We start from the raw sequence: 13,832 nt of genomic DNA, 5'->3' as shown, positions 1-13,832 counted from the left end.
AATACAGTAATGGTCGTATATAATAGTTTCATGGAGATGCCTATGGAGTTTAAAGATCAGAAGTCGGAGTATATGTGCAACAATCTTGGTATTGTCCGCAATCTTATTAGTGCATTGCCCGACAGCATTAATCGTATTGATATGTTAGCTCAAAATGTCGAAGGTGGCGATATGCCTAAACGATGTAGGGCTCTGTTGTTTAGCAATGATGGAAAAAATATTGCTATTATTGGTAGAGAGCGTGATGGGTGCAGTTATGCTGTTCTGCCGGGTGGGGGCGTTGAGGGCGCAGATTTTAATGCTATAGATACTGTCAACCGTGAGCTTTATGAAGAGCTTTCTATTAAGGCAGATCAATTTACCGTGTACGAAGAAGAGGCTATAGAAATGGAGCCTGATGTATGGGTATTTTTAGCGGTGGTAAACGATAAGAATATAGAACTATCGCTTGGTGACGATAGCCCAGAGGCTTTCAGAAACGGAAATTCTGAGCGTGGATTTTATTATCCTATGTGGCTTCCAGTAGAGAACTTGGCATCTCTAAACTTACGGCCATATCATTTTAGGGACGCTATAGCAGAGGCTATTAGCAAACAATGACCTTCATTAAAAATTTTTCTGACATAGAACATCTAGAACTAGAGCTTGCTGGATATGACTTCTTTAGGCAATATTACAAAAGAGTACCAAGCATAATATCGATAAACAAGAAAGGTCTCTATATAGAATATAGTGACTTATGTGATACCGGCAATCAAACATTATTTCACATTCTTCGTAGTGGCACGGGTATAGATATGTCTGAGTTTTTCAAAGATCTGTCTAACCTTGCAAACACAATGGGTATTTGGTCTCATGTTGAAGCTGGAGGCACAAAAATTTTTTATATTAATCGATTGCATATGATAGAATCGCCGCAGCTCTTGAAACAATACGAGGAATTTTGTGCGGATGAGTCGCTAAAAAGCGTGAATGACTTAAGCGTCTATATACGAAACGACCTGCTTTATATGGTAAAGAAATACGTTAAAGATATGCAAAAGAACATGAATAATACATACGTTATACCCTCTCAAGGGGATGTTCATGATATGAATATATTTCAAAATGGCTATCTTGTTGATTTTGAGGCGGCTGGATGGAACAGGCTATCTACTGACATATCAACATTTATCCATCACATTATGTGTGGAGGAAACCATTTTGGACCCCTATATGCGAAATGGGCGAATCCTGAGCCTAATCCGCTAAACAGATCTAAAGAAATCACTTATACTGACGGTAGGGCGTGGATAAGACTCAATACATCGCGTCAAAGAATAATTCGTGATTATATGGAGTACTATATAAAAGGCATAGACAAAAGTATTCTTAGCAAAATTAATAGAGAGGTGTGTGTAATGATGTCTCTGAGGTTGTTGACTGTTTTTAATGTTGCTGCTATGTCTCCAGAGGATAGAAGTACCATATTTATCCTAGCAAATTACTTTTTCTCGCACTACACCATAGAGGAGTCTGTAAACAGCTGTTGCTTCAGTGATGATACATTTTAATTGCCATGGCAAGAAGTTGTCTCGTGTTTTTGTGGGTGAGGAGTTGAAAAGCTTTTGGTAAGCTGACCCACAAGGGGCGTATATTTTCTCCTGGCTGAAGCTGTTGTTCTTGTCGAGGTACTGAACTATTAATAGACATAGCATAGTATGAAACCTCTTTTGCTACGTGGCCATCACCTGTTGAGAATTCATATATTAGGGTATCAATAAATCCTAGGATCGTTGCGTGGTATCCAGTTTCCTCGAGTATCTCTCGCACTGCAGTGTCACGGCTATGTTCTCCGGGTTCTATAGAGCCTTTAGGGAAAGAATATTCCTTGGCTGGCTGTAGTGATTCAATTATAAGAACCTCATTATCTTTAACGATAACCCCTCCCGAACTATAATGGTGAATAATATTTTTTGAAGCCATGTGTATCTAAGTATAGCATAGGATTGTTAGTATTTTCTTAAACACAGCATAAATTTCACGAGGTACTTTTAATAACTTACACTTAGGCGTTTATCCGGGCAATATTTTGACATTTGACCAAAAATCTGCTATATTTACCTAGAGGTCATTATTAATACACATCTCTGGAGGGCATCTCCAGAGATATTTTATATCAGCCATTCTGCGCCAAATATACATTTACATCAATGGGAGGTAACCATGACAAAAACTACTGTATCCAAAAATCAGTACGCCGATTCGCGCGATTTCATGACAAGCCTACTGTTTCGCAAATGGACTATCGCAATTATTCTTTCGCTTGGTGTTGAGACTAAGCGCTATTCTGCATTGCACCGTTCTCTTCCGGGAGTGACTCAAAAAGTGCTCACCGAGCACCTCAAACAGCTAGAACGCGCCGACATCGTCCGGCGCTTTTTCTATCCGACAATTCCGCCGCGAGTTGAATATAAATTAACAAAAACCGGTCTCGAATTATTAAAGCTAACGGATGATATAACTATTTGGTTTGATTCTCATTCTGAAACTCTGCACAAATCCCAGAAGACCTACGACAAGAAACGCGCGACCGTGTTGCGGCGGCTATAAGTTACGATTTTTCTCTATTGCCTCCAGCACTTCACGATGCCGCAATTTTGTTTGCTTTTGCTTGCGACTACTTCGCCGCAGTAGCCGATACGGAATGAACAAAATTCCAAAAACAACGTAAATCAGCACATACCAAAACGCCACAAAAACCCAAGCAAACAGAATGAGCACGACAGCCACCAAACCAAGCAGTGCCTTTATCGCTGGATTATCTACGTCCGTAATTTTCCAAATGCGTTTTGCTGAACCGCTAAACGATAGCGGCGAAGATATAACAACCTTTTCAGATTTTAGTTTGCCCATGTTTTTAGTTTACTTGTAATTTTTATTAGTGTAAAGTTAGCGATAAAATGTCATTTTTTGGTAAGTTCGTTAATTTAATTTTTGACTCAAACTAAAACATAACTATACCTCTATAAATTTAGCGAACTTACCAGAAACTAACACACTAACATGGCTGCAACAGACTTTTAAGTGCCGTCTTGCCAAGTAAATTAATGCCTGCTAACGTAAAAATAACAGAAGTAAACACAAAGTTTACGCTCTGGTGAAAGGGAGTTTATGGTGTCAATAAAAACATATTGTTTGGCGGCAATATTTATCGCGGTTGGAGCGCCACTTGTGCTGGCGAATGTAGCCCTAGCTGCGCCGGCGGGCGTCAGCAATGTCGAGAATTTTATACGAAGCGTCATCCAAGTAGTGGCGGGGCTAGCCGGTCTGGTGGCGACCGGCTTTTTTGTTGCTGGCGGTTTTACTTATATCACTAGCTCGGGAAATCCTGAGCAGCTCGACAAAGCAAAGCGCACTATCACGTGGTCAGCAATTGGTCTGGCGATTGTCATTGCGGCGTTTGTTTTGGCGAACATCGTAACGACCTTAGCGCGACAAGCCTTCGGAGGATAACCCGTCCATGTTCGACTTTGTCGATATTTTCACTAGCAATTTAGTATTCTTTGCCGATGCGGCTGGCGCCATAAAAACCGTGCGCGACTATGTTTTGCCGACAGCCAAAATCTTATCGGGCATTGCGTCGCTGGCTTGCGCTTTCTTTTTGGCGCATGCTGGCTATATTTACATAACCAGCAGCGGCAAACCAGACCGCATGGAGCACGCTAAAAGTATCGCCAAGAAAGCGGTGATCGGGCTGGTCATCGTACTGGCTGCCGTGACAATAGTTTCTATCCTTAATGGTTCGTATCAAGCGGTGCAAAATCCAAATGACGCAAACCTACCGAACCTACAGGCAGTCACGCCCAAATCAGAAAACAACGGCTTGATCGAGATGATCATCAAAGCTGTGACGGGGCTATTGTCGTCGATCATTAACGCCATAGCCTCGCCATTTTTGAGCGCGCTAGAATTTTTCACCAAATCGACGCCGTTGATGGCGAGCAATAAAGCCGTGTTTAATCTATGGCTAGCGATTGTCGGCATCGCTGATGTGCTGTTAATTTTAGTTGTGGCGCTAGTCGGATTTCAGGTCATGAGCGCGTCGAGTTTTGGTTTTGACGAAGTTGAAGTCAAGCACCTACTGCCACGCATAGCGCTGATATTTTTGCTGATGAACACCTCGATATTTTTGATTGATGGCATCATTAGTTTATCCAACGTTCTCATCTCGGCAGTCAACCAAATTTCGGGTGCATCGACCGTCTGGAGTACGCTCATCAAAGTTGTCGAAAAAACGTCTGGTCAGGGCGTGGCGGCGCTGCTGATCATGGTGGCTTTTCTGATTTGCTCGGTCATATTGTTGGTGTATTATGTTATGCGTTTAATCACTTTATTTATCGGCACTGTCCTGTCACCGCTGGTAAGTATGTTGTGGTTAGTGCCGGGGTTTCGTGATTTTGCCGAAACTTCGATGAAGACGTTCTTATCAACAATTTTCGTTTTGTTTGTCCATGTGGTTATATTGCAATTAGCGTCGTCGCTGTTTTCTGGTATGGCGACTAGCGGCAGTAACAATGCATTTCCCGACACCTTGATGGCGATGGTAGCAGGCATAGCAACTATTCTGACTTTATTAAAAGTTCAAGGCGTGATGATACAATTTAGTTTCGTTAGTATGGGTGCGCGCAATCTAAAGAAGCTGGGTGGTCAGTTTATGAACGGCGTCGGCTACATGACAGGCACTGGCTCGAAAGTGGCGCACAAAACGACCCAGCGCGTGAAGAATACCACTCACGCCGCCAAAAAAGCCCGGGTTCACTCGACTCTCGAAACGGTGGCGCGTCAAACAAAGTCGCCGATGAAAGTGAGTTATCTAAACAAAAAAGGCGACGCGGAAATCACCTACGCCGTAAATCCGCGCAGCAAAAATAATCCAACCGTTGTTAATATGCCTGAATCAAAACCACTCAAAACCGGCACAACTTACCGTGCCGGATCGAAAATAAAATCGACTAAACAGCGAGGTAAAAAATCATGAAAACGACAGTCGTTCCTGCGCAGGTTACTACCGTAGAAGATCGGATTATCGGCAAGCTCGGTTTTTCACAAATCGTGCTCTTGATGATTCCTGTTTTCTTTAGCGCGGGAGTTTTCGCGCTGCTGCCGCCGGTTATGAACGGCGCGCTTTATAAATACGTTTTGATGACGTTAAGTTTGATGATTTGTGGAGTTTTGTCGGTTCGTGTTAGGGGTAAAATCATTGCGCTTTGGCTGGTGACGGTACTGCGTTACAATTTGCGACCAAAATATTATCTGTTCAATAAAAACACTACTGCGTTTCGTGATGAATATAAAAGTGCTCCACCTGAAGACGAAGAAGCCACAAATCAACCAACCAAAAAGCCGCAAAAGCTAGAAAAATTGGATGACGCATCAACCATCAAAACCCGCCAAATTATAGACGACCCAGCCGCTGATGTTCGTTTTGAAACTGATAAGAGAGGGGGTTTGCATGTTCGGTTTACGAAAGTCAAACGCTAAATCTAGCGCCAGGCGGCAGATTGCGCTAAAGGGTGTGCGCGACGGAATTTTGTTATTGCCACAGAATAATTATCGGGCAATCTTGTCCGTTTCGGCGCTGAATTTTGAGCTGCGTAGCGAGGATGAGCAAGACGCAATCATTGATACCTACGAAAGTTTTCTCAATTCAATTGGTTGGCCGATTCAAATTTTAGTACGTACGCGCGAAATTGATATGGACGGATATTTAGAGGATTTGAACTACCGATTGCAGAGCGAGACGATTCCCGTTTACAAAACTCAACTGAAAAATTACGATGAATTTATTCGTTCGCTCATCACCGACAACAAGATTTTGACACGGCATTTTTATATCATTATTCCTTTTCGACCGACCGACAACAAAGCTGATTTTGATTTAATCCGCGAACAGCTCAAACTCCGCATTGATATTATCGCCAAAGGTATGGCGCGGCTCGGCATGCGCGCTGATCAGCTAGATAGCCTCGAAGTGCTTGATTTATTCTACAGTTTCTACAGCCCAGCGCAAGCAAAAATTCAGCCGCTAACTGAACGCGCTTTGCAGACAATTCACACCGCGTTAATGCGAGATGGGAGTAAAATTAATGATTAAAAAACCGCGCACACCAGTATTTATCAAAAGAATTAGTGACTCAATTAGTGCTCCGAAACGACGCCGCGACCGCCAGCGCGAGGAACAGCAAAAAGAGCTCAATATCACATTTGGCAAACAAGATGCGCTGGATATTTTATCCTACGCTGGGCTGGAAGAAAACGTTGATTATCTTTGCATCGACGGTGTGTACATGCGCACGTTGTTTATTTCTGGATATCCGTTCGTAGCGAGTTCGGACTGGATGGATAGCTTGATTCATTTTAATCACGACATCGACATTAGTTATCATCTGCATGAAGTAGACGCCCGAGCGGCACTGCCAAAACTAAATCGTAAAATTACCGAGCTTGAATCCACACGCCGGGCGATGATGCGCGAGGGACGAATCGTTGGCTCGGAAATTACCGACCCGCTTGAGTCGGCGATTGATTTGCGCGATAAAATTCAGCGCGGTCAGGAAAAATTATTCCAAATGGCGATCTATATTTGCATTCATTCTGAGACCAAAGAAGAACTTGATAAAACCACCAAGTTGCTTGAAGCTAATCTGTCGGCGCGGTTGTTTTACTCAAAAGTAGCGCGCTATCAGCAGTTAGAGGCGCTGCAATCAATTTTGCCACGCGGCGAAGACCAATTGGCGCAAAAGCGCAACCTTGATAGTTCCAGCGCCGCTCTGACTTTTCCGTTTATGTCATCAGAATTGGTGCAGGAATCGGGTATTCTTTATGGTGTCAACAAATCAAACAACTCGCTGGTTATTTTGGACAGGTTTAGTTTACACAATGCTAACTCAATCACATTTGCGCAGTCGGGTGCTGGCAAAAGTTACACCACCAAAGTCGAGATTTTACGCCAACTCATGCAAGGCACGCGTGTCATCGTCATCGACCCAGAGCGTGAATACAAGCGCCTCGCCGAATCAGTAAAAGGCACGTATATAAAATTATCAGCCAAGAGTAAGCAGAAAATTAACCCTTTTGACCTAGCGACGACTGTTCACGAAATTAGTGATTTATCTGAGCATGCACAAGATCTAATGGACGTAATCGGTTTGATGGCTGAAAGTTTAACGGCGCGCGAAAAAGCCGCCATTGACAAAGCGGTTTTGAAAATCTACAAAAAGTCAAAAACCAAACCGCCGCTTTTAGAAGATTTATACGCGGAACTTCGAAAGTTGGGTCAGCTAAAATTGTGTGAAAAGTTAGAAAAATATATTTCCGGCTCGCTGGCGGATGTATTCAATGCGCAAACAAATGTTAAATTAGACAACCGCTTGGTTATTTTCGATATCAAAGATTTACCAGAAAATCTGCGCCAAATTATGATGTTAATTATCTCTAATTTTGTGAAAAATCAAGTCATGGCTAAGCCAGAAAAGCGGCTGCTGATTATCAATGAGGGCTGGATTTTATTGCAACACGAGGAGTCGGCGCGGTTTGTGGCGGGGCTGGTACGGCGGGCGCGCAAATATTACCTCGGCGTGTCAATTATATCGCAACAAGCTAATGACTTTCTCAAAAGTGAGTATGGTCGCGCTATTGCTTCGCAAAGCGCACTGCGGATTTTAATGCGCCAGGATACAACGACTATCAAGGGTGTGGTTAACGAATTTAATCTCAGTGAATATGAGCAAAGTTTTCTGCTCACTTGCGAACGAGGCGATGCTTTGCTTATCGCCGACCAAAACCACGTCGCCGTTAAAGTTGTGGCAGCTGAAAAAGAACACCCGCTCATCACTACCAACCCCGCGGAGCTATATTCATCATGAATGGCGTGACAGTTTTGTTTACGAATTTTGGTTTCAGCATAAAGAAAATTCTGGCTATAGTCATCGCTACTTTACTGCTTATTTTGATGTTTCCGATTTTAGCTATTTCATCGCTTGGCTTGCCGGCAGTGAGTTTTTTGGCAAATGCGCCGAGCGCCAAAGCGGCGGAAGAGCGTGGTTTTTATAATGGCGGTGTGATGCCCGAGAATACCTACGCTTGGGGCAATTGCACTTGGTGGGCGTATGCGATGCGCCGGTGGGCAAACAGTCCGATCCCGAACACTTGGGGCAACGCTAATACCTGGGATGACAACGCCAAGCGTGACGGCTACATCGTCAACGATACGCCAGCGGCTGGCGCAGTTTTCCAGACCGATGAAGGTCCTTATGGTCATGTTGCGTATGTGATAGAAGTTAATCAAACCAGCGGCGATTGGAAGATTTCTGAAATGAATGCACGCGGTTTGAATATAGTGTCGCAGCGCACTTTTTCTAAAGAAGTCGCCAAATCGTATAAATTTATTCATAATAAACCAGGAGCACAGCCGTGGAATCCACAGCCGATTACCTCGCCACCGCCTTATGGCTTGGGTCGATAGTTTTAGGCATAATCGTGCTTGCGATTAGCACGGTCATTTTATGGCTGGCGATTCGCTTTGTTTTGAATCGTCGATATTTACGAACGCGAGAAATGGTTTGGCTAGAAATTACGCCACCCACCACGGTCTCCAAAACACCCGAAGCAACCGAGCAATTATTTTCGGTGATTCATGGGTATCGGGCGGCGCGTTCACTCAAAGAAAGACTACTTGGTAGGGCACCAGTTACGGGTTTTGAAATTATGTCAACTAAAAAGAGCGGTGTGCGGTATTTGGTGCAAGTCGAACAGCGTCACATCGCGAACATGCAAAAAGCTATTACATCGTACATATCCGACTCAAAAGTTCGCGCGGTTGAGCGGGAGAATGGTGATAATTACCAAGTTGTTGAATTTCGAGAAACTGGGCATTATGTTTTGCCACTAGCTACAAATTCGGCGCTGGAACAGCGCGATCCGCTTAGCTATGTAATTGGCGCGATGACTAGACTAAACGATGACGAGGAAATTATTCTGCAACTTATATTAACACCGACACGCTTACGCGAAGCAGAGATCTTGTCGCATAAAATTCTCGGCAATGAAAATATTTTACAATATGTTAGCGGTAAAAATCTATCAATTCTCGGCAAGCTAGTTAGCTTCTTTGGTAAAATTTCTTCTGGCGCAACCGACCTCGTTAGCGAAGTTCATACCAGCCTAACGACTAGCCATCGTAATTATTACAATTCAAAAACTACACCCTCACGGCAACAAGTTAGACTACCGCGAGACGACCGTCCGGCGCGCATGCTCAGCGCTTTTGAATTAGAGCTAATGGAAACCATGCATCAAAAAGTGACCCGTCCGCTATTTCGCATCAACCTTCGCGTCGTGGTAAATAGCCCAGAACCGAAGAGGCATATCGCCGCGCTTAAATCCGCGCTGGACGGTTTTAGTGCGCCGCCATATCAATCGCTCAGGGCGAAATATAGTCTGCCGATTTTGAGCAACTTGCTAACTCGCGCAGCTACAAAACGCCTGCCATCGCTACATAAAAACAACTCCATAATCCTCGCTTCAAGCGAGCTTGCCAGTTTATTTCATTTTCCTTCAAGCTATCATAGCAAAACCGATAATTTGATAACTTCACTAAGTCGCACCCTACCAGCGCCGATTTCACTCAAACAATCGGAAAAGTTTGATGTGGTTATTGGCGAAAATCACCATCACAATACGACGACGCCGATTGGTTTGACGGAGGCTGAACGCGAGCGTCATCAATACGTCATCGGCGGCACGGGTAGTGGCAAAACTACGATGTTGCAATATCAAATCATGCAAGATATTTGTAGAGGTAAAGGTGTGGCTGTAATTGATCCGCATGGTGATATGGCGGAGACGATTTTGAGGCACGTTCCGCCGGAGCGCCTCAGCGATGTGATTTATTTCAATCCTGATGACTTGGATTATCCGATTGGCTTGAATTTATTAGAGCTAACGCTCGGGCTAGATGGCAGCGAATTGATGCGCGAAAAGGATCTTATCACTGAGTCGGTTGTGTCAATTTTTCGAAAAATCTTTAGCGACGAAGATTCGGGTGGGCATCGTATTGAATACATTTTGCGCAACACAATTCAAACCGCACTCACGCAAGAAGAATCCACGCTTTTCACTGTGTTCGATTTGCTAAACGACCCGAAATATCGCCGAAGTGTTGTTAAAAATCTTGATGATGCAAACTTGATAAACTTCTGGAAAAACGAGTTTGGTAAAGCTGGCGACATGCAGAAAGTAAAAATGTCGGCAGGAATTACGGCGAAAATTGGGCGGTTTTTGTTTTCGGCGTCAGCCCGGCAAATTCTTGAGCAGCCAAAATCGACGATTGATTTTGACGACATCATCAACTCGGGGAAAATACTGATTTGTAATTTATCTAAAGGTTTGCTCGGCGAAGACACGTCTGAGTTGTTTGGAATTACCGTACTTGCGAAGCTTCAGCTCGCAAGTCTTCGCCGCGCCCGCCTCAAACAGGCGGAGCGGCGGACGTTCTATTTGTATGTCGATGAGTTTCAGAATTTCGCTACGACGTCATTTGTGCAAATGCTGTCTGAGAGCCGCAAATATCGTGTCTTTATAATTATGGCTGAGCAATCCACTTCGCAGCAAAGCGACCGACAAACGGTAAATATAATCTTGGCAAATGTCGGCACAATCGTCTGCTTCCGAACCGGCAACCCTCAGGACGAGCAGCGTTTGCTACCGATATTTAGTCCGTACATTGAGCCGGGCGAAATCAGCAATCTGCCAGCGTACAATTATTACGCTCGGCTGGCGGCAGTGCATGCGCAAGAGCCGCTATCTGGGCAGACTTTACTGCCAGAAAGCGAAGGTGATGAGACGGTACGAGATGAAATTGTTAAACATTCACGAAAGGAGTTTGCTAAGAAGCGAGAAGAGACTTTTGAACGAAAAAAGGTTGGCATAACTGCATCAAGAAAAGTCGCCAAAGCCGATAAGCGAACAAGGAGGCAGTCACAGGTTAAGACGGAGCCGATGATAGATGAAATCTGAGGCTTTAGCTAGGCACAAGCGGTATATATTGCTATACTATAAATATGAATAGTAACGTTGCCGTCGTAGACCTGTTTTGCGGCGTGGGTGGGTTAACTTGCGGACTAAAAAAAGCTGGCTTGGACGTCGTTGCCGGTATAGACAATGATGCAACGTGCCGATACGCTTACGAAGAAAATAATCATACAAAATTTATTGAAGCAGATGTGTCGAAATTGCCAAGTTCAGATGTAGACAGCATGTTCGGAAAGGCTGATATTAAGGTCTTGGTAGGATGCGCGCCTTGTCAGAGATTTTCGCGTCACGCCAACAAATACCGTAAAAGTATAGACACCAAGACGGACGTCCGCTGGAATTTATTAAGGTCGTTCGCTCAGTATATTGAAGATATAAAACCAGACATTGTATCTATGGAAAACGTCCCAGAACTTCATAAGTACGACATATTCGAAGATTTTCTGGAGAAACTAGATGAATTAGGTTATCACACAAGCTACAAAATAGTCGACTGTAGCAAATATGGGCTGCCACAGAAGCGTCGTCGGCTTGTTCTATTGGCATCAAAACACGGCAACATTCAGCTAATCCCGGAAACTTCCATAGAGAAAAAACTTACCGTCAGAGACGTATTAGCGGAACTACCTGTGATATCTCAAGGACAAATTGACGAAAGCGACCCTCTTCATAGAAGTGCTGGATTAACCGGGATAAATCTTAAGAGAATCAAGCAATCAAAACCAGGTGGCACATGGCGAGATTGGGACGAATCTCTACTGCCAGAATGCTACAAAAAGCCGTCTGGCAAGTCATTCGGTAGCGTGTATGGTCGTATGGAGTGGGACAAACCTTCTCCGACCGTTACAACGCAATTTTATTCATTCGGTACTGGTCGTTATGGTCATCCTGAGCAAGATAGAGCGATATCTCTTAGAGAGGGCGCACTACTTCAGACCTTCCCAAGAGATTATAAATTCTTTGAAGACGTCAACAATGTTTCAATCGGCACAATTAGCAGGCACATAGGTAACGCTGTACCGGTTGATTTAGGGAAAATCATAGGCATGTCTATTAATGAGCATTTGGAGAATATAAAATTATGAACGATGAAAAAGATAGTCAATTTACTTTCAATATATCTCTAGCAGTACTAAACAGTCTGGGCAGAAATCTCTATCGAAATTTTATAACCATACTAGGTGAGGCCATATCCAATTCTTGGGATGCGGATGCTGATAATGTCAAAATAATTATAAATAGAGAAAAATCAGAAATGCTCGTTATTGATGACGGCGATGGTATGTCTGCATCTGATTTTAGTGGCAAGTTTTTAAGAATTGGCTATTCAAAACGAGCAAATGGATCAAACTCACGAAAGGGTCGCCCGTATATAGGCAGAAAAGGAATCGGGAAGCTAGCCCTTCTTTCGTGCGCCAATCGTGTCATTATCGTGACAAAAAAATCTGGTGATTCAGTAACTGGCGGGGTGATAGATAATAGTAAGCTGGATGAGGCCATACAGGATGATAGGGATCATGAATCATATAAACTAGAAGGGCTTTCTGATGAGGATATAAAGTTGCTAGACGAGATAGACCATGGGACTGTTATTAAGTTCATTAATCTCAAGGGTGGCATAGCTAATACGTTAGAGAATATACGAAAAGCTATTGCGCTATATTTTCGCTTCTCTCTCGTTGACAAAAGTTTCAAGATTTATGTTGATGGCAATGAGATAGACTTAGGCGATATAAAGGACTTAACTGATAGAACTCAATTTTTGTGGTCAATTAATAAAAATGGTCAAGACCCGTTTATTTATACTCTATCGGCATTAGCAATACGAACAGAGAATATCAATATTGCTAAGAATATTAGCGGTTTTATAGCCTCGGTCGAAAAGCCGAAAGATTTGAATATATTAGGAACCGGAGAAAAGGTTGGTATAGATTTATTTGTCAACGGTCGCCTTCGTGAACGAGACATACTGAAACACATTCAGAGCGCGAGAGTCCCGGAAAGCTATTTGTATGGCCAGATCCACTATGATGACCTTGATGGGGATGAAATAGATAGGTTCACCAGTAGTCGTGAAGGTATAGTTTCCGACGATACCTTATTTCTTGAGCTACTTGAAAATATTAAGCCCACTATCAAGTCTATTATTGACCAATGGGATAAGTGGCGTATTGAGATTAAGCAAGACGGAGATGATGATAATCGTCGTTTTTCGCGCAAAGAACGTGCATCAAAGAAGTTATATAATGAGACGGCAAATGAATATAAGCCAGACCTATCGGATATTTCGGAGCCTGCCACAAGAGTAAGAAAATGGATAAATGAGCTTGAGGGAGATGCTACATTTAACCTTCAATCGTATACCGAATGTTTTATATCAGAGAATCTCGTTCGTAAGTTAATAAAGCATAAAGCTATAACACTTGAAGGTGATGAAAGGCGAAAAAAGGATGCCAGGAATCAAATTCAACAATATAGAGAATCCGAAGAGACCGGAAAAATTAAAGGGAACCTAGTCATAGATATACGTGAAAGTAATGATGATTTATTCTATCTTGACCTAGAAGGATTAGCTTCAATTGCAGATCCACCAAGAAATGGTTATCAAGGAAGTATTCTAAATGATGAAAAAACTTTTACACCTATTCGCAACGCATTGATGCATACATCAAGACTTACGCTGGATGCAAAGAGTAGGTTAACGACAGTATATGCTAATATAAAAGCAAAAATTAAGAACCTACTCTCTAACTAAGCAT

14 protein-coding genes are annotated in these 13,832 nt (G+C 43.1%); 12 read left to right on the top strand and 2 right to left on the bottom strand.

Annotation, left to right across the window (positions count from 1 at the left end; genetic code table 11):
- Positions 1–9: 9 nt before the first annotated feature.
- Together FBF24_03530 and FBF24_03525 are read left to right on the top strand one after the other, a co-directional pair.
- On the top strand, positions 10–600 hold the full coding sequence (locus FBF24_03530; protein ID QCT40942.1) for an NUDIX domain-containing protein: 591 nt from the start codon (positions 10–12) through the stop codon (positions 598–600).
- The gene (locus FBF24_03525) at positions 597–1,553 is read left to right on the top strand and encodes a hypothetical protein (protein ID QCT40941.1); all 957 of its coding nucleotides are present in this window, start codon (positions 597–599) and stop codon (positions 1,551–1,553) included. The genes FBF24_03530 and FBF24_03525 overlap by 4 nt, the downstream gene beginning before the upstream one ends.
- Here FBF24_03525 and FBF24_03520 read toward each other — a convergent pair.
- Complete coding sequence (locus tag FBF24_03520) at positions 1,534–1,965, bottom strand: NUDIX domain-containing protein (GenBank protein QCT40940.1); 432 nt, start codon at positions 1,963–1,965, stop codon at positions 1,534–1,536. The genes FBF24_03525 and FBF24_03520 overlap by 20 nt on opposite strands.
- A gap of 240 nt (positions 1,966–2,205) precedes the next feature.
- Here FBF24_03520 and FBF24_03515 point away from each other — a divergent pair, with 240 nt between their 5' ends.
- On the top strand, positions 2,206–2,592 hold the full coding sequence (locus FBF24_03515; GenBank protein ID QCT40939.1) for a helix-turn-helix transcriptional regulator: 387 nt from the start codon (positions 2,206–2,208) through the stop codon (positions 2,590–2,592).
- Here FBF24_03515 and FBF24_03510 read toward each other — a convergent pair.
- Entirely contained in the window at positions 2,587–2,895 is a 309-nt protein-coding gene (locus tag FBF24_03510; protein QCT40938.1) for a hypothetical protein, read from the bottom strand. The two genes, FBF24_03515 and FBF24_03510, sit on opposite strands and share 6 nt — an antisense overlap.
- A gap of 258 nt (positions 2,896–3,153) precedes the next feature.
- Between FBF24_03510 and FBF24_03505 the strand changes: the two genes are divergently transcribed.
- The 9 genes from FBF24_03505 to FBF24_03465 are packed head-to-tail and all read left to right on the top strand — an operon-like array spanning position 3,154 to position 13,828.
- Complete coding sequence (locus FBF24_03505; protein ID QCT40937.1) at positions 3,154–3,495, top strand: hypothetical protein; 342 nt, start codon at positions 3,154–3,156, stop codon at positions 3,493–3,495.
- A 7-nt stretch (positions 3,496–3,502) separates the two neighbouring features.
- A complete protein-coding gene (locus tag FBF24_03500) occupies positions 3,503–5,020 on the top strand; it encodes a type IV secretion system protein (GenBank protein ID QCT40936.1) in 1,518 nt (505 codons plus the stop codon).
- On the top strand, positions 5,017–5,523 hold the full coding sequence (locus tag FBF24_03495) for a PrgI family protein (protein ID QCT40935.1): 507 nt from the start codon (positions 5,017–5,019) through the stop codon (positions 5,521–5,523). Before FBF24_03500 ends, FBF24_03495 begins: the two co-directional genes overlap by 4 nt.
- On the top strand, positions 5,495–6,136 hold the full coding sequence (locus tag FBF24_03490; GenBank protein QCT40934.1) for a hypothetical protein: 642 nt from the start codon (positions 5,495–5,497) through the stop codon (positions 6,134–6,136). Before FBF24_03495 ends, FBF24_03490 begins: the two co-directional genes overlap by 29 nt.
- Positions 6,114–7,907, top strand: coding sequence for a DUF87 domain-containing protein (locus FBF24_03485; GenBank protein ID QCT40933.1), 1,794 nt, complete (start codon positions 6,114–6,116; stop codon positions 7,905–7,907). Before FBF24_03490 ends, FBF24_03485 begins: the two co-directional genes overlap by 23 nt.
- A complete protein-coding gene (locus tag FBF24_03480) occupies positions 7,904–8,506 on the top strand; it encodes a CHAP domain-containing protein (protein ID QCT40932.1) in 603 nt (200 codons plus the stop codon). Before FBF24_03485 ends, FBF24_03480 begins: the two co-directional genes overlap by 4 nt.
- Before the next feature lie 14 nt (positions 8,507–8,520).
- Entirely contained in the window at positions 8,521–11,058 is a 2,538-nt protein-coding gene (locus FBF24_03475) for a hypothetical protein (protein ID QCT40931.1), read from the top strand.
- Between the two features lie 44 nt (positions 11,059–11,102).
- Positions 11,103–12,158, top strand: a complete 1,056-nt coding sequence (locus tag FBF24_03470) for a DNA cytosine methyltransferase (protein QCT40930.1) — start codon at positions 11,103–11,105, stop codon at positions 12,156–12,158.
- Positions 12,155–13,828 (top strand): DNA mismatch repair protein, encoded by a 1,674-nt coding sequence (locus FBF24_03465; protein ID QCT40929.1) that lies wholly within the window; start codon positions 12,155–12,157, stop codon positions 13,826–13,828. The genes FBF24_03470 and FBF24_03465 overlap by 4 nt, the downstream gene beginning before the upstream one ends.
- The last annotated feature ends 4 nt before the right edge of the window (positions 13,829–13,832 follow it).

Source organism: Candidatus Saccharibacteria bacterium oral taxon 488, assembly GCA_005697215.1.
Classification (GTDB): domain Bacteria; phylum Patescibacteriota; class Saccharimonadia; order Saccharimonadales; family Saccharimonadaceae; genus Nanosynbacter.
Note: the sequence above shows the minus strand (reverse complement) of the source record. Positions and strands in the feature narration are given on the sequence as shown.